Genomic DNA, 24,703 nt, shown 5'->3' on the forward strand with positions numbered 1-24,703 from the left:
AAATGATAAAGAAATTAGCGGGTGCTTTTGCTTTGGCAACACTTTTGACGGCAAATGGAAAAGCACAAAATACCGATAAGCAAATAGTAAAAGTAGATTTTGATTTTGCAGGAAGAAGATTGGAAGAAGTCCACGATCCAGGTTACGATTCGTGGGTTATAAGTGAACAAAAAGAAGTTGAGAAAGCATTTAATGGACTAACCGTGAGATTAAAAGGAAACTTTAATTCTAAATGGTATAAAGTAGGAATGAGTGCGCCTTATTACAGCAAATTAGCTAGTGATGGATTGGTGACTTCTGAAAATTTGGAATTGAAAATCAGCGGTTTGAAAGAAGGGAAACATACACTTTTGACTTTTCACAATGCCTTTGATGTGATTACAGGGAAAACCTTTTCTCCAATCAAAATCTACGTAAACGGAAAACTTCAGGAAACGGTAAATGCGAGCCAGAGAGCCAATGTCAAAATCGATGCTTCGATGGCATATATTACTTTTAATGCTGAAAAAGGAAAGGATGTAATCGTTCGTTTTGAAATAGATCCGACGACGAATCCGGATGTTGTAAAGCAAATTGTCATCAATGGTTTTGAAATTGACACGCCCAATTTGATGAATCAGGCGCGTACGCCAAAGCCGGAAAACAGAAACGAGCATATTGTAGCTGTTGATAAAAAAATAGTATTGGAATGGGAAGCTTCCAAAAAGGCTGTGGCTCATAAACTGTATTTCGGGGAAGATACCAATGCGGTAGCCAATGCTAATGAATCATCAAAAGAGTTTAAAGGAAAGTTAACCACAACTCAATTTCCACTTACCGATTTGCACAGCGGGTCAACCTATTACTGGCGTGTGGATGAAGTAGACAGTAACGGAGAAGTTACTTTAGGAAATGTCTGGTCGTTCAAACCAGCACAATTGGCTTTCCCTGGAGCAGAAGGTTACGGCCGTTTCGCTGTGGGTGGACGTGGCGGAAAAGTAGTAGAAGTTACCAATTTGAATGACGATGGACCGGGAAGTTTACGTTATGCTGTCAATCAGCCAATCGGACCAAGAACCATTGTTTTTAATGTTTCGGGAAATATCAAACTGGCTTCGAGATTAGTAGTCAATCAGCCATATATTACCATTGCAGGTCAGACTGCTCCTGGCGAAGGAATCACAATCAGCCGTGCACCAATTGGATTAACAGGTAACGACGGAGTTGTCCGGTTTTTGAAAGTTAGAATCGGTGGCGGAACAACTTTTGATGGTATGGGATTGACGGGTGCCAATTATAGTATTATTGATCACTGTTCCATCAGCTGGACAATCGACGAATCTTTTAGTTCCCGCGGAGCGCATCATATTACGTTACAGCGAACCCTGATTTCAGAAGCTTTAAACGTTGCGGGACACGATAAATATCCAGCCGGAAAAATGCACGGTTATGCGGCTACAATTGGTGGCGATATCGGAAGTTTTCACCATAATTTATTGGCACACAATGAAGGCAGAAACTGGAGTATTGGCGGAGGGTTAAATGGTGACGGATATTACGGAGGACGATTGGATATCAGAAATAATGTGGTCTACAACTGGGGACACCGCGCAACAGATGGAGGTGCGAGTGAAGTAAATTTTGTCAATAATTATTACAAACCGGGAGTTTCAACTAAAATATTTGTGGCATTAAATGCACAAATTGAAGGTGTTGGAAAAGGGAAACAGCAATATTATTTTGACGGAAACGTAATGCCGGGCTATTTTGATGAAAAAAATCAGGATAAAGGAAGAAAGTTTACATTATCAAATAAGGCAACTGCAGATTATGATGTGTTTTTGCCAAAACCATTTTTTGAATCTTTTGTAAATACGCAGTCGGCGAAAGCGGCTTATAAAAATGTCCTTTCAGATGTGGGAGCGAATCAGCCGTTTTTTGATAAGCATGATAAAAGAATTGTAGACGAAACTTTAAAAGGAACTTTTACTTATAAAGGAAGTAAAAGCGGTTTAGGCGGTATGATTGACAACGAAGCAGATGCTGGCGGATGGCCAAATTTTGCATCAGAAACACGTCCAGCAGATTGGGACACCGATCATGACGGACTGCCAAATTGGTGGGAAAAAGCTTTTGGCTTAAACGAAAATTCGAAAGCCGGAGATTTCTCAGATGCGAATTCAGATACCGATAAAGACGGATTTACACAATTAGATAATTATTTAGACTGGCTGGCACAGCCTCATTATTTTGTAAAAACCGGTGATAAGACAAGTTTGACTGTGGCAGATTTTTTCAAAGGATATGAGAAAAAACCAGTTTATACTTTCTCGGAAGTTAAAAATGGAAAAGCAGTTTTAAAAGGAAAAGAAATTCAGTTCACGGCTGTAGAAAAAGGATTTGCTTCTTTCGTCCTAACGGTAAAAGATGCAGACGGAGATTCAATGAGCAGAACAATTAATTTCTTTGTAAACTAGAAAAGTTTCACGCAGATTTTAGCGGATTTAGGCAGATCTGCGCAGATTTTATTTTAAAGAGTAAAAATCAAAAAAATAATCTGCTAAAATCTGCTAAATCTGCGTGAAAAAAAAGCCTCAGATTAGGAGATTATAATAGATTAAAAGAGAAAAATAAATCAGCACAATCTGCTAAATCTGCGAGAAAATTTAAACTCTCGCAGATTTAGCAGATCAAGCAGATAAAATTAATTCAAAATGAAAAAGAACATCATCATATCATCTTTATTTCTTTCAACAGTAATCTTTGCGCAGAACAAAGGTTTGGTCGCGAATTCAGAAAGCCCGTATTCTAAATTGCAGAGTGTGAATTTACAGGATGTAAAGTGGACCAATGGTTTTTGGAAAGAACAATTTGATGTAGAAACCAAAAATACATTGCCGTATATGTGGGATTTGTATCATAACGATTCGATTTCGCACGCTTATAAAAACTTCGAAATTGCAGCGGGAGAAAGCAAAGGAACTTTCAAAGGGCCATCTTTTCATGACGGTGATTTTTACAAGATTTTTGAAGGAATGGCAGCTACGTATGCCGTTACAAAAGACAAAAAACTCGATGTAGAAATGGATAAAGCCATTGCGCTTTTTGCCAAAGCACAGCGTAAAGACGGGTATTTGCATACTCCAGTATTAATCGATGAACGCTGGGGGACTTTGGGACCTGAAGAAGTGAAAAAACAACTGGGTTTCGAGAAATATAATATGGGGCATTTGATGACCGCAGCTTGTATCCATTATCGCGCCACCGGAAAAGAGAACTTTTTAAATATTGCCAAAGGTGTTGCCAATTTTTTATATGATTTCTATAAAAAAGCTTCTCCTGAATTAGCCCGAAACGCCATCTGTCCTTCGCATTATATGGGAATTGTCGAAATGTACCGCACGACTAAAAATCCAAAATATCTGGAATTGGCCAATAATCTAATCGATATCAGAGGGACGACCAATGATGGAACCGATGATAATCAGGACAGAATTCCATTCAGACAGCAGACCACTGCAATGGGTCACGCCGTAAGAGCGAATTACCTGTACGCCGGTGTTGCCGATTTATATGCTGAAACAGGAGAAAAAAAATTACTGGATAATCTGGAATCGATTTGGGATGATGTGACGTACCGAAAAATGTACATCACAGGAGCATGCGGTTCTTTGTATGATGGTGTTTCGCCAGACGGAACTTCTTATAATCCAGCCGATGTGCAGAAAATCCATCAGGCGTATGGAAGACCTTTTCAATTGCCAAATGCAACAGCTCATACCGAAACCTGTGCCAATATTGGAAATGTTTTGTGGAACTGGAGAATGCTTCAGATTACGGGCGATGCCAAATATGCTGATATTGTAGAATTGGCTTTATATAATAGTGTGTTATCAGGAATAAGTTTGGAAGGAAAGGAATTTTTTTATAACAACCCGCTGAATGTTTCTAAGGATTTACCTTTTAAACAGCGCTGGAGCAAAGAACGTGAAGGTTATATCGCTTTGTCGAACTGCTGTGCGCCGAACGTGACCAGAACCATAGCTGAGGTAAGCAATTATGCTTACAGCTTTTCGAAAGAAGGATTGTATGTGAATTTATACGGAAGTAATAATTTGAATTCAAAGACGCTTTCGGGAGAAAAAATAGAAATAGAACAGCAGACAAATTATCCTTGGGATGGAAAAATAACACTGAAAATTATAAAAGCTCCAAAAGATGATTATGCTTTTCTTTTAAGAATTCCAGGCTGGGGCACAGGTGCTAAGGTTTTTGTAAACAATTCTCAAATTATGGGTAAAATCTTTTCGGGTACTTATTTCGAAGTAAGTCAAAAATGGAAAAAAGGAGATGTCATCGAATTGAATCTTCCAATGCAGGTGGAGTTGATGCAGGCGAATCCATTGGTAGAAGAAGTGAAAAATCAGGTAGCTGTAAAAAGAGGACCGATTGTGTATTGCTTGGAATCAAATGAACTTCCTGCGAATGTAAAAGTGAATGATGTGGTTTTAGATTTGAATTCTAAATTCACTACCAATTTTATCAAAATTGACAACAGAGAATTATTGAGTATAACTGCAAGTTCGTCAATTACGCCGGATAATTCCTGGGATAAACGATTATACAAACCTATTTCGACAAAAGAAAGCAAAGAGTTTACCGTGAAATTAATTCCTTATTTTGCATGGGGAAATCACGGAAAAGGCGAAATGTCTGTTTGGCTTTCGCATTAAATGGGTTTACTAAATAAGCCATATAAGTTTCGTTTCAAAGCTTATATGGCTTATTTGATTTTAAAAAACATCAAAACCTATTCGTATTTTGCTTTTGGGCATTATTGTTGATGAGAACAGGAAACCAATTATTTTAAACCTATGAAATACATTACAGTTTTATTTTTTTCTTTGAGTTCTCTTTTATTAGGAGCGCAAACTACCGATAACCGATTTGAACTGACCGTAGCTCAGGATGGTTCCGGTGATTTCAAAACCATCCAGGAGGCCATCAACAAAGTGAGAGATCACGCCGAAAAGAGAGTGGTTATTACTATCAAATCTGGAATTTACAATGAAAAAGTAGTAATTCCTTCTTTTAAAAGAAATATTACTTTGAAAGGTTTGGATAGAGAAAAAACGGTTATTTCATTTAATGATTATTCCGGAAAACCTTTTCGTGGAATTGATGTTACTGGTGATACAAAATTTAGCACCTATACTTCTTACACCTTATTGGTTCAGGGAAATGACTGTTCGGTAGAAAACTTAACTGTAGAAAACACAGCCGGAAGAGTAGGTCAGGCAGTGGCTTTACATACAGAAGGCGACAGGGTTTCGGTGAAAAATTGTTCCATTTTAGGAAATCAGGACACTTTATATTTAGCCAAAGGCGGAACCCGAAATTATTTCGAAAACTGTTATATCAACGGTACAGTAGATTTTATTTTTGGTGCCGCAACCGCTTATTTTTCAAATTGTACGATTGAAAGTTTAAGTAATTCATACGTAACAGCAGCATCCACCACTCAGGAAGAAGTTTACGGATTTGTATTTGCAGATTGTAAATTGACTGCAAAAGACAATACAGTAGACAAGGTTTTTCTTGGACGTCCGTGGAGACCTTACGCAAAAACGGTTTTCATTAATACAGAAATGGGTCCGCACATTCTTCCAGAAGGCTGGAATCCATGGAAAGGCGATAAAAATTTTCCGGACAAAGAAAAAACGGTTTATTATGCAGAATTTGGAAGTAAAGGCGAAGGAGCAAAAGATTTATCTAAAAGAGTTTCCTGGTCGCACCAATTGAAAAAATCTGATCTTAAAAAATATGATTTAGTTAAAGTGTTAAAAGGCTGGAATCCAAAATAATAAAAATATAAAAGGAATGAAAAATTATAAAATAGCAGCAATTGCTTTTCTTGTGGTACTTGTTCTAAGTGCTTTTAGTCTCAAATCAAAAGTAACTACCATTTACTTAATAGGCGATTCAACCGTTGCAGATTATTCACTGGAAAAAGATTATGAAAGTAAAAGATTTCCTCAGGTAGGCTGGGGACAGGTTTTTCAGCCATTTTTTCAGAAAGACAGCTTAAAATTGGTTAAAAATATTCTTGGAAATGCCAAAGAAGTAAAAATCGATGACAGGGCTAAGGGAGGCAGAAGCACACGGACTTTTTTTCAGGAAGGACGCTGGGCAGCGGTTTATAAAACGTTACAGAAAGGGGATGTTGTAATGATGCAATTCGGACATAACGATTCATCTGAAGAAAAAACAGAACGTTATGTAAATATCGAAGGATATAAAGAATTCCTGCGTCTTTTTATAAATCAGACCAGAGAAAAAGGGGCGACTCCAATAGTGCTCACTCCGGTTGCCCGTAATTATCCATGGAAAGACGGAAAGTTATCAAATGTTCACGGAGAATATCCACAGGCCGCTAGAGACGTTGCCAAAGAATTAAATGTTAAACTGATTGACCTGAACGAATTATCTATGGAGTTTTTTAGTGCAAAAGGGAAGGACTTTGTTACTCAAAATTATTTTATGAACTTCGAAGGAAATTTATATCCAGGATTTCCGACAGGACAAAAAGACAATACACATTTTCAAACTGCAGGAGGTAAGGAAGTAGCCCGATTGGTATTTAATGCCATGAAAAAAATATAAATACAGGATTTTTTTATGATATAAAACAGCACATGTGTTATGATTGAAGAATAACACCTGTGCTGTTAATTTTTTGAAGATTTTAATTCTTAAAATTATTCAGTTTTTTCTTGTTTTTAGAAATAAATTGTTATTTTTTTCTTTTTTTTTCTTTTTTTTTCTTTTGTGAATTGAAAACGATTTCGTAAGGTTTTTAATTCATTTCAAAACGTTTTACTATAACGATATAGTGAGTAAGAATATTTTTTTGTACTTTTATTTTTGTTTATTATTTAACAAATAACCTCTTTATTTAGAACTATTTTGTCAATTTTATAGATTTTTAGCTGTTTTTACTTACTTTATTGAGGTTGAAATTTATTTTATACAAAATAATGTTGTCTTTTTTTGAGTTGTTGTATTTTGTTTTACTTTTTTTTGATGATATAATTTTTTTTATTGATTTTTTTTGATGATAATTTTGAAGCAGGATGCCACAGGACAGTTGTCATATTCAATCGTTCTATTTTTGGGACTAAATAATAAATGTATTTTTAACGTTTAATTTTTGCGTACATGAAAAAAGTGTTAAAATGTAGCTTTTCTTTAACAATTAAAAATGCTTTTAAACTAACTAACTATTAATCTAACTAAATCATTTATGAAACAAACACTTTTAAAAAGATGTAGTTTTATTTTGTTTGCGCTAATGAGTATGGTCACTTATGCCCAAACCTCAGGCGGTCAAATTAAAATCACAGGTACTGTTACGGATCAGACTGGGTTACTTTTACCAGGGGTTAACGTTACCGAAAAATCTACCAAAAACTCTGTAAGTACAGATTTCAGTGGTAGATATGAAATTAATGTAAAGCCCGGTGCAACATTAGTTTTTTCATTTATTGGAATGAAGAAAACCGAAATCCCTTTAAATGGTCGTACAACTCTAAGTGCTAAGCTACAGGAAGATTCTAATGTTTTGAACGAAATCGTTGTTGTGGGTTATGGATCTCAGAAGAAAGATAAGATAACAGGTGCGGTAGCAACTATTAAACCTGATGATGTTCAGGATTTACCAGTAACAAACTTATCAGAAGCTTTGAGAGGTTTGGTGCCTGGATTAACTGTTGATGGTGGATCACGAAGACCAGGAGAGGCTGCTTCAATTGAGATTCGTCAAACTTTTAGTTTTTCCAAAGATGGTGGTTATAAGCATCCCTTAATTGTTATCGATGATATGGTTCAGGTGGACCCTATAAGTGGACAACCAACTTTGGAGACATTTAATCGTTTGGATCCAACGGAAATCGAAAGTATTACAGTCTTAAAAGATGCTTCTGCTGCGATTTATGGTTCACGAGCTTCCCAGGGGGCTGTAATCGTTAAAACCAAAAGAGGTAAAGTTGGGCAGGCAAAATTTTCATATCAACAACAATTCGCTGTTAATGATGCTGTTAGTCATAGTAAAGTGATGAATGCTCACGAATTTGGTGTTTTTAATAATCGTTTCTTAACTGACAAGAATTTGATAAACGGTGGAGCCAACCTTTATTCAGAAGCAGAGTTGAACGAGATGAAAGGTTTGGGTTATAATTGGCTGGATAAAGCATGGAAGCCAGCTACACAGATAAAACATGCATTAAATGTTACTGGAGGTACGGAAAAAGCAACTTATTTTGCCGGTGCTACTTATTTAACTCAAGGTGCTAACTTAGGTAATCAGGATTATAATAAATGGACCTTCCGTACTGGTATTACGGCTAAAATCTCCAGTTCATTAGATTTTGCAGCAACTGTTTCTGCTAACACTGGAAGTGTAGAAAAATCATACGTGAAGTCTGTTACTTTAAATGACGGAAGTTATGGTGCACAAGCGGGTAATCAGCTATTAGATTATGGTGTATTATTGCATATGCCTCAATATATTCCTTGGGAAACTACAGTAAACGGACAAAATTATTATATGTCTCCAATCCCACGTACAGACCGTAACCTAGGTAGTGCAAATGCTAATAATAGCATAGTTGGATGGAATTATTTTGCTACATTGGAAAATGGTTCTAAAGCTATTAATGAAGATTTTTCATACAATGTAAATTTGTCATTAAATTATAAAGTTCCTTTTGTAAAAGGATTATCACTAAAAGGTTCGTATGCCAGAGTGCAATATTCTGATAATTCCGAGCAAGTTCAATTGCCATATACTTTAGCCAGAATTAAAAATTACAATAGTCAGGATAATCACTTAGCAAGCGCTGCGGAAGATTCAGATTATACTATTGAAACGAATACTCGTAACACAAGAGTTCTTTATGATAATAATATGAGTACTACGGTTCAGTCTAACTTTTTTGCAAATTATGAGAGAACATTTGATAATCATGAGATTGGAGCAATGTTTTCTGTAGAACGTTCTGAAAGTGACTCAAAACAAACTCGTTTGTATTATGAGAATACAGGAGCAGATTATGCTGGAACGCATCATACAGCAGGGACATTGACTCCTGCACATTCATACTCTACAAGAGGAGAACTTGGTACAATGTCGTATTTGGGACGTGTGAATTATTCATTTAAATCTAAGTACTTGGTGACATTATTATTTAGAAGTGATGCATCAACTAAATTTGCACCTGAAAATTATTGGGGATTTTTCCCATCGGCTCAATTGGGATGGGTCGCTTCAAAAGAAGATTGGTTTACTAAAGCACTTCCAGGCGTTGATTTCTTTAAAATTAGATATTCTATCGGAAAGACAGGAAAAGATAATGTAACTGCATGGAGATGGCAAAAATTGTATGATATTAAAACGGATCAGGGCTGGCAGTTTGGACCAAACGGTGGTACTGTAGGATCAGGTATTACACCAAAGGTTGAGCCAAATCGTAATGTTGGGTGGGATACTACTATCAAACACAATTTAGGTTTTGATGTAAATGTATTGAGAAACAGATTGCAAATGAATTTTGATTTTTACTATGATAGAACGACAGATATGTTAACTGGAATTGGAGAGACCCTTGGAGTTCCATATTCTGTAGGAGGAGGATTTGCAGAAGTAAATTATGCAGCAGTTGATGCCTGGGGAACTGAAGTAAGTTTAAATTGGAGTGATAAAATTAAAAACGATTTCCAGTATAATGTCGGCGTGAACTTTGGATTTTCTGATAATGAACTGAAAAAATATCCTCAACTGGCATTAGAACACCCGTCTGAAAATCAAAACATTGCAGGAAGATCGCTTTACTTTCCTGAATGGGGATACAAAACATGGAAAGGAACTTCTACTGGGGATGGTATTTTAAGAACTGATGCAGATATACAAAATTATTGGAATTATTTAACAGAGCGCGCAAATGCTGTGGGTGGTAGTCCTAGCTATATGACAATTACTGATATGTCAGCTATGCGTAAAGGTATGTTAGCTTATCAGGATTTAGGAGGCGCTTTTGATTCAACTACAGGAACTCAGGCTGGACCTGACGGAAAGATTGATAAAGACCAAGGTTTAGATTATGCTAAATTAGCTAAATCAAGCAGAACTTACGGATTTACAACTAATTTAGGTGTAAAATACAAAGGATTTTATGCACGTACACAAATAGCTACGTCATGGGGAGGAATTCGTATGGTTGATTTGATTAATCAAAATACAGGTTCGACACATAACATGTGGGCACGTGAAACTTTTTGGAATGATATGTATGCTGAAGATAACGTTGATGGTAAGTATCCAAGTGTTGCTTTTTTTGAGAATAATGGTAGACCTTCTGACTTCTGGATGTTAGATACATTTCGTTGTACCGTTAGAAATTTAACTGTTGGCTATGGTTTACCAACAGATGTGTTAAAGAGTTTAAATATTTCAAGTTTGACAATTGGTATAACAGGTAATAATTTGTGGGATTTGTATAATCCATACCCGGATAAATACCGAAATATGTATGATAATTCATATACTCCTTACCCAACATTAAGAACTTGGGCTGTTAACTTCAATATTGCATTCTAATTTAACTATTGTAATTATGAAATTTAAAATAAAATCAATTTTAGCACTGGTATCGGTGTTAATTATAAGTATATCGTGTAGTGATAACTTTTTAGAGGAAAAAAAGAATTATGGAAACGTAGATGATACTTTTTATGAGAGCCAGGAAAGAGTACTGTGGTACGTAAATAACTTATACAATGACTACTTCAGGGCCTACAATTCGCCATTGAAATCAGTTGTTGGTTTGTATAATGACACCCGTACTCGCATGACTGAAGAAATAGGTGGAATGCAAAGTTTAATTAACCCAACAATCACTTACGTTAACGCTTCTGATGGAGATTCTTATTATGGAAATAAGATCGAAGATAAAATAACGAATAACCCTTACACTCGTATTCGTGATTGTAATGCACTTATTGAAAAAATTGATGTTAAAGGAGCTAATCTGGATGAAAAATTCCGAAGAGAAGTTAAAGGGCAGGCATATTATTTAAGAGCAATTCAATATTTTGATTTGATGCGTGTGTATGGAGGTGTTCCAATTGTAACAACTGAACAGGCAGCAGAATTTGATGACCCAAGCATTCAGGCACCGCGTGCATCAGTAGCTGAGGTGGTTGCACAAATTACTGCTGATTTAGATATGGCTGCAACTTTATTACCTCCGCAGTGGGATGCAGCCAATTATGGACGTTTTACAAGAGGAGCTGCTTTGGCTCAAAAATCCAGAGTATTATTGACTTATGCCAGCCCATTATTCAATAAAAACTGGGATAGTTCTACAGAGCGTTGGGACAAAGCTTTAGCAGCAGGACTGGCTGCAGAAACTCAATTAACTACTGATGGTTTTGGATTATTTGGAACAAATGCTAAACAATGGTCAGATATGTTTTTAGTTAATAATGCATTTTGTAAAGAAGCAATTGTAGTACAATTATTAGGAAGCGGTAGTAGTGCAGTAACTATTAATAACGGATGGGAACGAAGCATGCGTTTGGTAAGTCAGGGAGGTGCTGGTGGAACTGAGATACCTAAGGAAATGATTGATTTGTTTCCAATGGCAGACGGTTCAAGACCTACAGTTTCTAATGGTTACGATGAATTTTTGTTTTTTAAAGGACGTGACCCTCGTTTTTACAGAACTTTTGCTTTTTCCGGAAGTTACTGGCCTTACACTAACACTTTAACTTCTGCAGCGCAGCCTACTATTTGGGCTTATCGTTGGGTAGATAACAGTAATAAATTCTATTTCAGCGGTAATAATAATGAAAATAGCCCTGCTTTTGTTAGAAAAATGTCTAATCCTACGGAAAGCAATACATCATCTTTCCAATTCTCAGGGACTGATATTTTTGAATATCGTTATGCAGAGTTATTGTTAAATATTGCTGAATGTTATGCTGCTAAAGGTGATATACCAAATACTTTATCTTACTTAGGGAAAATTAGAAACAGAGTTGGTATTTCATCAGCAAATAATTATGGAATAGGAACTTTAACTAGTAAGTATGCGGCAATTGAAGCTTGTTTATATGAGCGTCGTGTTGAACTTGCATATGAAGGAAAACGTTATTGGGATGTGCAGCGTTGGATGCTTTATAGTGATGATGCGCCTACAGGAATAGTAAACAATACTTGTGCTAAATTAGGGGTAACTCCCCTGAACGGAACGCAGCGTACGGGATATTATTTAGAATATAAAAATAAAACATCTTCTAATGCAGACCCACTTATTGCTGCACGTACCGGTATTTCTGTTGATCCAGATGCATCTAATTTTGCAGCTCAAATAGATTTATTAGCCGCTTTTTATACTAATAATTTAAAACGTACAGAGTTGAATACTCCACTGGATAATGTTAATAATCAGCCTGTTAAGATTGATTTTAAGCCAAATTACTATATAATGGGACTTAAACAAGATTTGCTGGCATCGAATCTTTGGTTAACACAAACCGTGGGTTGGAATGGGGCTTCAGGTTCACAAGGAACATTTAATTACCAAGAATAACTTATAAACTAAAAATGCCTGATATTTTCAGGCATTTTTCTTAATATCTTAATAAAACGTTAACATTAAAATTTAGGCTTTTCACCTGTATTCTCTCAAAAAGATACAGGTGATTTGTTTAAACCGAATTACCAAATTAAAATTAACATGAAAAATTCAGCATTATTTGTATTACCCCTTTTGCTTTTGGGAAGCATTAAATGTTTTGCCCAATACCCAAAAATAAGCCCTGAAATAAAGGCACAGCAGGACGCCATTATCAAAGAAGCGAACAGACTTTCTGACGAGGCCTGGGAAAAAGCATTAGTTGTAATTGAAGAAGAAGCGAAACACGGTAAACCTTTTATTCCATGGGCATCAAGACCAACAGATTTACCACAGGCGTCTATACCTGCTTTTCCAGGAGCTGAAGGAGGAGGTATGTACGCTTTTGGAGGACGTGGCGGAAATGTATATGTGGTAACAAGCTTAGAAGACCGCGGACCAGGAACTTTACGTGAAGCCTGTGAACAGGGTGGAGCCAGAATCGTAGTATTCAATGTATCAGGGATTATCAGAATCAAGAGTCCATTAATAATTCGTGCTCCTTACATTACCATTGCAGGGCAGACCGCTCCGGGTGATGGAATTTGCGTTGCAGGAGAATCAGTTTGGATTGACACGCATGATGTTGTTATCAGGCACATGCGTTTCCGTAGAGGAGAAACTTTCGTAGGTCGTCGTGATGATGCTATTGGAGGAAATCCTGTTGGAAATATCATGATTGACCACGTTTCTGCAACCTGGGGATTAGATGAAAATATGTCTATGTACAGACACATGTACAATCCTGGCGCAGGTTATCCTGAGGTTAAAGTGGGTACGGTGAACATTACCATTCAAAATAGTTTATTCGGAGAAGCTTTGGATACGTACAATCATGCTTTCGGAAGCACTTTAGGGGGAGAAAACTGCTCTTTCATGAGAAATATGTGGGCTAACAATGCAGGTAGAAACCCGTCTATCGGCTGGAACGGAATTTTCAATTTTGTAAATAACGTTGTTTTCAACTGGTATAACAGATCAACAGATGGTGGTGATTACACAGCGAACTATAATATCATCAACAACTTTTACAAACCGGGACCTGTAACGAACTTAAATGAGCCTATCAGCTACAGAATCTTAAAACCGGAATCAGGACGTAGCAAACTGCCTTATATGGTTTTTGGTAGAGCGTACGTAACAGGAAACATAGTAAATGGTAACGAAAAAGTAACCAAAGATAACTGGGATGGTGGTATTCAGATCGAAAACAAAAAAGGGGAATTAATGGGTTATGATGAAGCCAAAACCTATTTCGATAAAATGAAAAGTGACAAACCTTTCCCAATGCCTTGGTTTTCTAAAATTATGAAAGCTGACGAAGCTTATGAATTCGTTCTTAAAAATGTAGGTGCCACTTTGCCAATCAGAGATAAAGTAGACGAAAGAATCGTAAGAACCGTGAAAACCGGAGTTCCGGAATACGCAAAAGGATTAGAGAAAAAAGAATTCTACCAGTTTGAACACAGACGTTTACCTGCTGATTCATACAAACAAGGAATCATCACAGATATTTCGCAAGTAGGAGGATATCCTGAATACAAAGGAAAACCTTATGTAGATACTGACAAAGATGGTATGCCGGATGCTTGGGAGAAAAAATACGGTTTAGATCCAAAAGATCCATCTGATGCTAAAAAAGATTTAAACGGTGATGGATATTCTAATATTGAAGATTATATCAACGGTGTAAACCCAGCAATCAAAGTAGACTGGACAGATTTAGCCAATAACAAAGAAACTTTGGTGAGACCTTTGCTAGATTTAAATTAAAAATGAAGTTAGGTCATAAAGTCTGAGATAAAACTTTTGACTTTATGACCTTTGACTTTAGATTAAAATAATAAATAAGATGAAAACAATAAAAAAATTAAGTCTGCTATTTTTACTTTTTGCTTTTTGTAAGCTAAGTGCACAACAATACGCAGATCCGGAATATGTCAAGGTTACCAATGAAAGAGCAGCTAAAATTGTCGAAAATTTAGCCTTGAATGATAAACAAAAAGAAACCGCAGTAACCAATATTATTGCACAGCAGTTCCGAGATTTGAGCAAAATTCATGACGGAAGAGACGCTGAAATCAAAAAGGTAAAAGTTGACAGTAGTTTATCGAAAGAAAAACAAAATGAAAAAATTGATAAGCTGAAGACGGATGCTGATAAATCAATTGACAAACTGCATAAATCTTATTTGAAAAAATTAGGAACACAATTAAGTGAAGCAAAAATTACCGAGGTAAAAGATGGAATGACTTATGGGGTACTTCCAATTACAGTAACGGCTTATAATGATATGATTCCTACTTTGACTGAAGCTCAAAAAAAATATATTTATGATGCTTTAGTTGAAGCAAGAGAGCACGCCATGGATGGTGGTTCATCAAAAGAAAAGCATGCTTGGTTTGGTAAATACAAAGGAAGAATCAATAATTATTTGTCTAAAGAAGGTTATGATTTGACCAAAGAACGTGAAGGCTGGAATAAACGTATTGCAGAAAAAGAAAAGAATAAAAAGAAGGAATAACTGCTATTTTAAATAATAAGTGTAATTTTAACATTTTTAAGTTAAACCTTTTGTCAACAATAGTATCAAACTAGTCTAACTTATAAATTTCAGACTAACTCATGCAAAACAATTTCCAAAAGACCGCCCTCAGAAGAACAATTATAATAGCTTCCTTTTGTTCTCTTTTTTCATCAGCTTATGCTCAGTATCCTGATATTCCAAAACCGCTTCAGGAAAAAACGGATGCCATGATGAAGGCCGAAAGTGAGCGTCTGGATCAGATTTGGAAAGCCAACGAATACATCATCAAAGCCGAATCCTTGCAAGGACGTCCTTATGTGCCTTGGGCGGCATTGCCAACTGATTTGGTTCATTCTGATATCCCTGCTTTTCCGGGAGCAATGGGTGGAGGAGCGCAAACTCCAGGAGGTCGTGGCGGAAAAATTTTCGTTGTGACGAGTTTGGAAGATAGCGGAAAAGGAACTTTGCGTGAAGCACTCGAAGCGGTTGGAGCTCGTACCGTGGTGTTTAACGTTTCGGGAATCATTCGTCTGAAAAAACCAATTACTGTTCGTGCACCTTATATTACGATTGCAGGTCAAACTGCTCCGGGTGACGGAATTTGCGTAGCGGGAGAATCGGTGTTGTTGGATACCCACGATATTATCATCCGCTATATGCGTTTTCGCCGTGGAGAAACCGAAGTGACCCGTCGCGATGATGCTTTGGGTGGAAATGTAATCGGAAATGTAATTATTGACCATTGTTCGATGAGTTGGGGATTGGATGAAAATATTTCATTATACCGTCATCAATTTCAAGCAAATGAAAAATCAAAATTAGAGAAACTGCCTGCGGTGAATGTTACCATTCAAAACACGATTTCTGCTGAAGGATTGGATACTTATAATCACGCTTTCGGAAGTACTATTGGCGGTTTAAATAGTATGTTTATCCGCAATTTATGGGCCGATAATATTTCACGTAATGCTTCAGTTGGAATGTATGGAAGTTTTAATTTTGTGAATAATGTGGTTTTCAATTGGTGGAATCGTACTTTAGACGGTGGTGATTATCGTTCGCAATACAACATTATCAATAATTATTTCAAACCGGGACCAATTACACCAACCGATCAGCCGATTCGCTATAGAATCATCAAACCGGAATCAGGTTATATCAGTCCAAAACAGTATGGAAAAGCTTTTGTCGATGGAAATTATATAGTAGGTTCTCCTGAAGTAACGGCCGATAACTGGAACGGAGGAGTACAATTGGAAGATCAATCAGCAGAAGCAACCAAAGATTTTTTGGCACAAATTAAACAAAATAAAGCTTTCGCAACGCCACCAATTACCATTATGAAAGCGGAACAAGCTTACGATTTTGTTTTAGAAAATGCAGGAGCGACTTTGCCGAAACGTGATGCAGTTGATGAAAGAGTGATTAAACAGGTTCGCACGGGTAAAATCGAGGTGAAAGACGGTTTGGAAAATACAATCGGTAAAGAGTTTATTAAAAGAAGATTACCTGCCGATTCGTATAAAAAAGGAATCATAACGCATCCGAATCAGGTTGGCGGTTATCCTGAATACAAAGGAAAAGCTTATAAAGATTCAGACAGTGACGGAATTCCTGATGTTTGGGAAAAGAAATATGGTTTGAATCCAAACGATGCTTCCGATGCTAATAAAGATTTGAATGGCGACGGATATACTAATTTGGAGAAATATTTCAACGGAATCGACCCAAACAGTAAAACAGACTGGACAAAATCTGAAAATAATACAGATACTTTATCGAAAGTTTTATTGCAGTAAGTATAGAGAATAGAGGTAAGAAGCAAGATATTTGATGTAAATTTAAACTCTTGCTTCTTGTCTCTTTCTTCTAAAAAAATAAAAATAGAATGAACTTCAATCAGCTAAAAAACACGATTTCCTTTCAAAGAGATAAAATCATTTTGTCTGGTTTCGTTCTGCTTTTCAATATTAATATCAGCACCGCACAAAACACATTTCCCGATATTGCAAAATCCAAAGAAGGAAAACTGGAACGTACCGCTGATGCAAAAGGAAACCAAATTCCCGATTTTTCTTTTGCAGGTTATAAAGCTTCTTCGGTGGGGATTCCAAATGTAGCGATCAAAGTTTTTGTGCCACATATTGAAGGCGATGCAACCCAAACAATCCAATCTGCTGTAGATTATGTTGCCAAACTAAAAGCGGATAAAAACGGTTTTAAAGGAACGGTACTTTTAGACAAAGGAATCTTTAAAGTTTCGGGCGAAATCAATATTAAGGAAAGCGGAATTGTACTAAGAGGAAGCGGTTCAGGAAATAGCGGAACGGTATTTTTAGGAACTACAATCAACAGAAAAGCGATTGTCAATATTAGCGGAATAAACAATCGTGTTTTTAAGGAAACTACCGAATTAGAAACTAATTACACGCCACTTGGAACCACTGTTTTAGCAGTAAAAAATGCCACTAATTTCAAAAAAGGAGATCATGTTTTAATCAACACACCTATCTCTAAAAAATGGATTGATCTTTTGTCAATGAATGATTTTGGTGGAGAAAGCGGATGGATTGGCTGGAAAGCCGATGATTTCGTGATTCGTGCCGACAGGGAAATTACAGCTATAAACGGAAATAAAATCACAATCGATGCCCCTTTAACCAATGCTTTGGATGAAGAATTATCAAAATCAACTGTCGTAAATTATGTCTGGTCAGGAAGAATCAATAATGTGGGAGTTGAAAACCTGACTTTGAAATCAGATTACGATACTACAAATCCAAAAGACGAACAGCACAGATGGACAGGAGTTTCTATTGAAAATGCGGAAGATATTTGGGTGCGACAAGTCAATTTTGAACAGTTTGCAGGCGGCGCGGTTTCTATTTTAAAAACGGCCAAAAGAATCACTGTTGAAGATTGTCTGGCTTTAAATCCAATTTCGGAAATAGCAGCACACAGAAGAAATACGTTTTATACCGAAGGACAGCAGACTTTGTTTCAAAGATGTTATTCTGAATTCGGATACAATGATTTTGTAGTTGGAGGTTACGCGACAGCAGGACCCAATGTTTTTTTACAATGCGAATCACATCAACCTTATAGTTTCAGCGGATCTGTCGGAAGCTGGGCAACCGGAATACTTTTCGATGTTTCCTTAATTGACGGAAATGCTATCAGTTTCAAAAACAAAGAACAGGACGGAAGAGGTTTAGGCTGGAATGTTGCCAATAGCGTCATCTGGGAAACTTCGGCATCTAAAATAGAAAATTACAGTCCGCCAACAGCCAACAACTGGGCATTTGGAGTCTGGGCGCAATGGGCAGGAAACGGACATTGGAAAGACGTAAACAATCACATCAGCCCAAGAAGTTTATTCTATGCTTTATTGGAACAGCGTCTTGGTAAATTACCGATGAATGCTCAGATTATGGACTTAGGTTCAGAACCTTCTTCAAGTCCGACGATAGAACAAGCTACAGCTTTAACGGCCGAAGCTTATAAATTAAACGAAACTTTAAAAGAGTTTATCACTAAAGCATCAGCAAGAAATCCAATTGCGATTGATTATGCCAAAGCAAAACGAATTGACGAAGTAAAAACCGATGCACTTACGAATACAAACACTGATAAAATTACTTTAACAAATGGATTACTAACCACTTCAAAAGGAGTCATTACCGGAGAAGTTGTTGATGTACCGTGGTGGAGAGGCAGTTTGCGTGAATCAGAAATCGCAAAATCAAGACCGCACATTACCCGATTTGTTCCGGGACATTATGGAGTTGGTTATACCGATAATCTGGAAAAAACCGTAAACTATTTAGTAGAAAACAATAAATCGGCAATCGACCATAATTACGGGCTTTGGTACGAACAAAGAATGGCCGATCACGAACGCATCCGAAGAATCGATGCCGATGTTTGGGCACCTTTCTACGAACAGCCTTTCGACAGAAGCGGTCAGGGAATTTCCTGGGATCATTTGAGCAAATACGATTTGACCAGATACAACGCTTGGTATTGGAACAGATTAAAAACCTTTGCAGAATTAGCAGGGCAAAAAAACAAGATACTTTTAAACGAAGCTTATTTTCAGCATAATATTTTAGAAGCCGGAGCACATTGGGCAAGTTCACCTTGGCGTCCAGCAAATAATATCAACACCACAGGATTACCTGAACCACCACCGTATGCAGGAGACAAAAGGATTTTCCTTGCCGAACAATTTTATGATGTAAAAAATGCAGACATTCGAAAACTGCACGTTGCATTCATCGAAAAAAATCTGGAAAACTTTAAAGATAACGCTAACGTATTACAACTCACAAGTGCCGAATATACAGGTCCGTTAAGCTTTATGCAATTTTGGATTGATGTGATAGCTAATTATGAAAAGTCGAATCAAAATGAATCCAAAATAGTTCTAAGTGCAACAAAAGATGTTCAGGATGCTATTTTAAATGATGGTGCTAGAGCCAAAACCGTTGACGTAATTGATATCAGATATTGGTATTACAAAGAAGATGGAACGTTGTATGCGCCGGAAGGCGGAAAAAATTTGGCCCCACGCCAGCACGCACGTAAAATCAAAACCGGAAAAGAAACAGACGATCAGGTTTACAGAGCCGTTCGCGAGTATCGTGAAAAATATCCGGAAAAAGCAGTTTTATATTCAACTATGGGAGCACCGCGATTTGGCTGGCCGGCACTAATGGCTGGAGCTTCATTGGCAAATGTTCCAAAAATTGAACTTTCTGCCTTTCATTCTGCCCTTGCTGGTATGAAGTTTGCAGAAGGAACTACTTTTTCAGACAAGTTATGGACACTGGAAAATAAAGGCAATGCCTATCTTTTTTATCTGAAAAACGATCAGGATGTTTCAATTGATTTATCAAATTATAAAGGAACTTTCGAAGTGTATACAATCAATGCTTCCAATGGAACTATCACTAAAAAAGCAAATATCAGCGGAGGAAAACAAGTGGTAATTCCACAGGCTGAAATCAAAGAAAAAGTATTATTTGTAGTGAAGAAAAATTAGCCACAGATTAAAAGGATTACACGGATTTAAAAATCTGCTCAATCTGCGTGCAAAAAATAAATACACAGACCAGAAAGAAATCATTTTAATCGTTCTAATCTGTGGCAAAAAAACAAAAACACAATTCAAAATAAAAATAAAATGAACCTGAAAAACTTATTTGCCCTGAGCATAAGCCTGATGTTGACAGCACAAAGCGGATTTTCTCAATCTGCCAAATCAAAAGCTTTACCAAAAATCAAAGTTTCCGAAAACAAACATTATTTTGTTACCGAAGATGGAAAACCTTTCTTTTGGTTAGGCGATACAGGCTGGCTGACATTCGGAAAACTGGACAGAGAAGGTGTTGTTAAATATTTAGAAGACCGAAAAGCAAAAGGATTCAATGTCGTTCAGGTAATGGTTTTGCATAATGTGAATGCTGTAAATGCTTATGGCGATCAGGCATTAATGAATGATAATTTGTCACATCAGATTACTTCACCGGGCAACGATCCAAACAATGCTCCCGAATACGATTATTGGGACCACATAGATTACACCTTGGAAGTAGCACAAAAAAACGGAATCTATCTGGCAATGGTTCCGGTTTGGGGAACTAATATTAGCAGTGCTAAAAGCAAAGTAACGAAAGCTGATGTTGAAAAATACGCCAAGTTTTTAGCCGACCGATATAAAAACAAAACGAATGTAATCTGGCTGAACGGTGGCGATACCTACGGAGATAAATTTCAGGACATCTGGAACGCACTCGGAAGTATTTTAAAAACCAGTAACCCGGATCAGTTAGTGACTTTTCACCCATTCGGAAGAACCGATTCATCAGAGAATTTTCATAATGCAAGCTGGCTGGATTTCAATATGTTCCAATCAGGGCACAGAAGATACGATCAGGATACTTTGAAAAATTCATTCAAAGAAGACAATTTCAAATTCGTTCAGAGAGACTGGGATTTAAAACCAACAAAGCCAACCCTTGACGGAGAACCATCATACGAAGGAATTCCACACGGTCTTCACGATACGTTACAGCCAAAATGGACCGCTAGTGATGTAAGACGCTATGGATACTGGTCCGTTTTTGCAGGCGGAGCAGGTTACACTTACGGACACAATGCCGTAATGCAAATGTTCAGAAAAGGCGACAATCCAGCCTACGGCAACAAAGAATTATGGAATGATGCTATTAATGCGCCGGGAGCCGGACAGATGGTACACATTAAAAATTTGATGTTAAAGCATGATTATTTAGATCGTATTCCGGATCAAACCTTAATTGCAAATCAAGGTAAAAAATATGATTATTTGGTTGGAACAAGAGGGGTTAGTTATGCGTTGATTTATACATACAATGGTAGAAAAATGGCTATTAATATGGGGAAAATTTTAGGAGATAATGTTATCGCAAGCTGGTATAATCCAAGAAATGGTGAAGAGAAATATATTGGGAAATTCAAAAACAAAGGTGTTCAGGAATTTCAACCAACAGGTAAAAAAGAAGATGGCAATGATTGGGTACTTATTTTAGAATCTGAGGAATAAAAAAATCTGCTAAATCCGCAAAATCTGCGTGCTAAAAAATATCAATATGAAAATCAAAAACATCATAATAATACTCTTCTTCATAACCGGATTCAACACCGCTTTCGCAAATGACGGCTGGTTAAACATCCTTAACGAAGGCGGAAACAACAAAGGGATAAAATGCACTGAAGCCATTCAAGGCGCCATCGAAAAAGCATCTAAAAACGGAGGCGGAACCATCTTTTTCCCAGCCGGAGAATATTTAACCGGAGCTTTAAAACTAAAAAGCAACATCACCATCCATTTAGATTCAGGTGCGCTTTTAAAATTTTCAGAGAATTTCGATGATTACCTTCCGTATGTAGAAATGCGTTACGAAGGAATCGTGATGCAGTCATTCTCCCCATTATTTTATGCCAAAGACGTCGAAAACATCACCATCAAAGGAAGAGGCGTAATCGACGGACAAGGCAAAGCGTGGTGGAATGAAGTGTACCGAATCGAAACCGCCAAAGGTCCAATTCCCGAAACCAAATACCAAAAAATGTGGACCGAACAAAACAAAGGAATCGTCTATGAGCCTTACTATAAAAGAACGATAGACAAACACTTTTTCAGGCCATCTTTTTTTCAGGCCTACAATTGCAAGAATATTTTAATCGAAGGCGTAACCTTCAAAAATTCCCCTTTTTGGACTATAAATCCTGAATTCTGCGACAATGTAACCATAACGGGAATTACAATTAATAACCCACATTCCCCAAACACAGACGGAATCAACCCTTCGTCCTGCACCAACGTTCACATTTCTAACTGCCACATCAGCGTGGGCGACGACTGTATTACCATCAAATCGGGTCGCGATGCAGACGGCCGTAAATACGGAAAAGCAACCGAAAATGTGACGATCACCAACTGTACCATGTTAAGCGGTCACGGTGGTGTCGTAATCGGAAGCGAAATGTCAGGCGGAATCAAAAAAATCACGATATCCAACTGTGTTTTTGACGGAACCGATCGCGGAATCCGTATCAAAGCCGCTCGTGGTCGTGGCGGAGTTGTAGAAGACATTCGCGTCGACAATATCGTGATGAAAAACATCAAGGAAGAAGCCATTATTCTGGACCTTTTCTACGACAAAGACAATCCCGTTGAGCCCGTTAGCGAACGCACGCCGATTTTCAGAAACATCCACATAAGCAATGTGACGGGCGGAAACGTAAATAAAGCCGGATTCGTTCGCGGAATCGTTGAAATGCCAATTCAGAACATCACCTTCTCTAACATCAATATGGATGGCAAGGAAGGCTTCACCATAAACACGGCGACCGATGTAGAATTTCACGATGTAAAAGTCAATGCAACCGTAGGTTCTTCTTTCAAAATCAGCGATTCCAAAAACCTGATTATGGACAACGTAGGTTCATCGACACCGATAAAAGGAGTTCCGGTTATCAAAATCGACAACGCCTCGAACATAATGATCAACAACAATTTTCCATTCAACGCCACCGATATTTTCATCGAAGCAAACGGAAAAGATACCAAAAATATCTTCCTTAAAAACAATGTGTTCAACAATGTGACTACAGTTGTGAAAAAAGGAAAAGACCTGAATAAAAAAGCAATTACAGAATAACGTAATTATTTTCAGGAGCAGAAACATTGGGCATTTTAGGAAACATCGTCCCGCTTTCCGTTACAAACGAAGTTCACTGAACTCCGATGAAAATAAAAGTATAGTGAAGTAATCTTTTGCGCAGAACCCCGGCACAAAAGGATTTTCACTTCGATCGGGGCTAAAGAGAAACATTTTGCTTTTTAGAAATCATCCAAAAAGGAAAATATAATAAAGATTCGTGTTTAAACATCTTTGTCAAAGTTCAAAACTTTGACAAAGATTAAACCAATAACAATGAAAAAAATATTCATCATACTAACGCTTTCACTTTTCGCTGTCAGCTATTCCCAAAAGAAGAAAGAAATTTTCCTTTTCACTTCTTTTAGGGAACCCGCTACCGAAGGTTTGTATCTGGCCTACAGCGAAGACGGCTACAACTGGAAAGGTTTGGAAGGATCATTCCTGAAACCCGAAATCGGTGCGAGCAAAATCATGCGTGACCCATCAATTACTAGAGGCGCAGACGGAACCTATCATATGGTCTGGACAACCGACTGGAAAGGCGGAAATGGTTTCGGATACGCCAGTTCCAAAGATTTAATTCATTGGTCAAAACAGGAATACATTCCCGTAATGAAACACGAACCTGAAGTCGTAAACGTGTGGGCGCCCGAGATTTTTTATGATGATGTCAAAAAAGAATACATCATTATCTGGGCTTCGACAATTCCATTCCGATTCGAAAAAGGAGTAGAAAACGAGAAAAACAACCACCGTATGTATTACGTAACGACAAAAGATTTCAAAATCTTTTCCGATACCAAATTATATTACGACCCAGGTTTCAGCGTGATTGATTGTGTAATTGTAAAAAAAGGCAAAAAGGATTATGTGTTAGTTCTAAAAGACAACACCAGACCAATGCGAAACATAGAAGTAGCTTTCGGAAAATCACCATTAGGGCCATTCGAAAAAAGATCAAAACCCTTGACAGAATACTTATCAGAAGGACCAACGGTGGTGAAAGTCGGCAAAAACTGGTTGCTGTATTATGACAACTATGGATCCAAAAATTACAAAGCCTTAAGAACTTCCGATTTTGTAAAATTCGAAGATGTTTCCTCAAAAATAAAATTACCAGAAGGACACAAACACGGAACAATAACAACAATTTCCGAAGCCGTTCTAAAAGGATTGATTGAAAAGAAATAAAAAATAATCTGCTAAATCTGTTAAATCTGCGAGAGTAAATTTTTTCACGCAGATTTAGCAGA

General features: G+C 37.2%; 13 protein-coding genes. All 13 read left to right on the top strand.

The features are described 5' to 3' along the window. The first annotated feature begins 2 nt into the window (after positions 1-2). Entirely contained in the window at positions 3-2,456 is a 2,454-nt protein-coding gene (locus AAEO57_RS01680; protein ID WP_341688885.1) for a pectate lyase family protein, read from the top strand. 237 nt (positions 2,457-2,693) lie between these two features. After that, positions 2,694-4,712, top strand: coding sequence for an aceric acid hydrolase (locus AAEO57_RS01685; protein WP_341688887.1), 2,019 nt, complete (start codon positions 2,694-2,696; stop codon positions 4,710-4,712). A 141-nt stretch (positions 4,713-4,853) separates the two neighbouring features. After that, positions 4,854-5,843, top strand: a complete 990-nt coding sequence (locus AAEO57_RS01690) for a pectinesterase family protein (RefSeq protein WP_341688889.1) — start codon at positions 4,854-4,856, stop codon at positions 5,841-5,843. A 16-nt stretch (positions 5,844-5,859) separates the two neighbouring features. Continuing rightward, on the top strand, positions 5,860-6,642 hold the full coding sequence (locus AAEO57_RS01695; protein WP_341688891.1) for a rhamnogalacturonan acetylesterase: 783 nt from the start codon (positions 5,860-5,862) through the stop codon (positions 6,640-6,642). Between the two features lie 640 nt (positions 6,643-7,282). Further along, positions 7,283-10,633, top strand: coding sequence for a SusC/RagA family TonB-linked outer membrane protein (locus AAEO57_RS01700; RefSeq protein WP_341688894.1), 3,351 nt, complete (start codon positions 7,283-7,285; stop codon positions 10,631-10,633). A 16-nt stretch (positions 10,634-10,649) separates the two neighbouring features. Beyond that, positions 10,650-12,629 carry a RagB/SusD family nutrient uptake outer membrane protein gene (locus AAEO57_RS01705; RefSeq protein ID WP_341688897.1) on the top strand — a complete coding sequence of 660 codons (1,980 nt, stop codon included), beginning with the start codon at positions 10,650-10,652 and terminating at the stop codon, positions 12,627-12,629. Between the two features lie 147 nt (positions 12,630-12,776). Beyond that, complete coding sequence (locus AAEO57_RS01710) at positions 12,777-14,486, top strand: pectate lyase family protein (RefSeq protein WP_341688899.1); 1,710 nt, start codon at positions 12,777-12,779, stop codon at positions 14,484-14,486. Between the two features lie 79 nt (positions 14,487-14,565). Next, a complete protein-coding gene (locus tag AAEO57_RS01715; protein WP_341688901.1) occupies positions 14,566-15,237 on the top strand; it encodes a DUF3826 domain-containing protein in 672 nt (223 codons plus the stop codon). A 101-nt stretch (positions 15,238-15,338) separates the two neighbouring features. Then, positions 15,339-17,039, top strand: a complete 1,701-nt coding sequence (locus tag AAEO57_RS01720; RefSeq protein ID WP_341688903.1) for a polysaccharide lyase — start codon at positions 15,339-15,341, stop codon at positions 17,037-17,039. 89 nt (positions 17,040-17,128) lie between these two features. After that, positions 17,129-20,284 carry a DUF6298 domain-containing protein gene (locus AAEO57_RS01725; RefSeq protein WP_341688905.1) on the top strand — a complete coding sequence of 1,052 codons (3,156 nt, stop codon included), beginning with the start codon at positions 17,129-17,131 and terminating at the stop codon, positions 20,282-20,284. A gap of 141 nt (positions 20,285-20,425) precedes the next feature. Beyond that, the gene (locus tag AAEO57_RS01730; RefSeq protein WP_341688907.1) at positions 20,426-21,826 is read left to right on the top strand and encodes a glycoside hydrolase family 140 protein; all 1,401 of its coding nucleotides are present in this window, start codon (positions 20,426-20,428) and stop codon (positions 21,824-21,826) included. A gap of 46 nt (positions 21,827-21,872) precedes the next feature. Continuing rightward, the gene (locus tag AAEO57_RS01735; RefSeq protein ID WP_341688909.1) at positions 21,873-23,447 is read left to right on the top strand and encodes a glycoside hydrolase family 28 protein; all 1,575 of its coding nucleotides are present in this window, start codon (positions 21,873-21,875) and stop codon (positions 23,445-23,447) included. Between the two features lie 276 nt (positions 23,448-23,723). After that, a complete protein-coding gene (locus tag AAEO57_RS01740; RefSeq protein ID WP_341688911.1) occupies positions 23,724-24,641 on the top strand; it encodes a glycoside hydrolase family 43 protein in 918 nt (305 codons plus the stop codon). Positions 24,642-24,703 lie beyond the last annotated feature (62 nt).

This window comes from Flavobacterium calami (assembly GCF_038290035.1).
GTDB classification, from domain to species: domain Bacteria; phylum Bacteroidota; class Bacteroidia; order Flavobacteriales; family Flavobacteriaceae; genus Flavobacterium; species Flavobacterium calami.

Coding starts and splice junctions, on each gene's coding strand:
- AAEO57_RS01715 (WP_341688901.1), top strand. CDS start 14,566: ATGAAAACAATAAAAAAATTAAGTCTGCTATTTTTACTTTTTGCTTTT.
- AAEO57_RS01740 (WP_341688911.1), top strand. CDS start 23,724: ATGAAAAAAATATTCATCATACTAACGCTTTCACTTTTCGCTGTCAGC.
- AAEO57_RS01690 (WP_341688889.1), top strand. CDS start 4,854: ATGAAATACATTACAGTTTTATTTTTTTCTTTGAGTTCTCTTTTATTA.
- AAEO57_RS01735 (WP_341688909.1), top strand. CDS start 21,873: ATGAAAATCAAAAACATCATAATAATACTCTTCTTCATAACCGGATTC.
- AAEO57_RS01725 (WP_341688905.1), top strand. CDS start 17,129: ATGAACTTCAATCAGCTAAAAAACACGATTTCCTTTCAAAGAGATAAA.
- AAEO57_RS01730 (WP_341688907.1), top strand. CDS start 20,426: ATGAACCTGAAAAACTTATTTGCCCTGAGCATAAGCCTGATGTTGACA.
- AAEO57_RS01700 (WP_341688894.1), top strand. CDS start 7,283: ATGAAACAAACACTTTTAAAAAGATGTAGTTTTATTTTGTTTGCGCTA.
- AAEO57_RS01685 (WP_341688887.1), top strand. CDS start 2,694: ATGAAAAAGAACATCATCATATCATCTTTATTTCTTTCAACAGTAATC.
- AAEO57_RS01720 (WP_341688903.1), top strand. CDS start 15,339: ATGCAAAACAATTTCCAAAAGACCGCCCTCAGAAGAACAATTATAATA.
- AAEO57_RS01710 (WP_341688899.1), top strand. CDS start 12,777: ATGAAAAATTCAGCATTATTTGTATTACCCCTTTTGCTTTTGGGAAGC.
- AAEO57_RS01680 (WP_341688885.1), top strand. CDS start 3: ATGATAAAGAAATTAGCGGGTGCTTTTGCTTTGGCAACACTTTTGACG.
- AAEO57_RS01695 (WP_341688891.1), top strand. CDS start 5,860: ATGAAAAATTATAAAATAGCAGCAATTGCTTTTCTTGTGGTACTTGTT.
- AAEO57_RS01705 (WP_341688897.1), top strand. CDS start 10,650: ATGAAATTTAAAATAAAATCAATTTTAGCACTGGTATCGGTGTTAATT.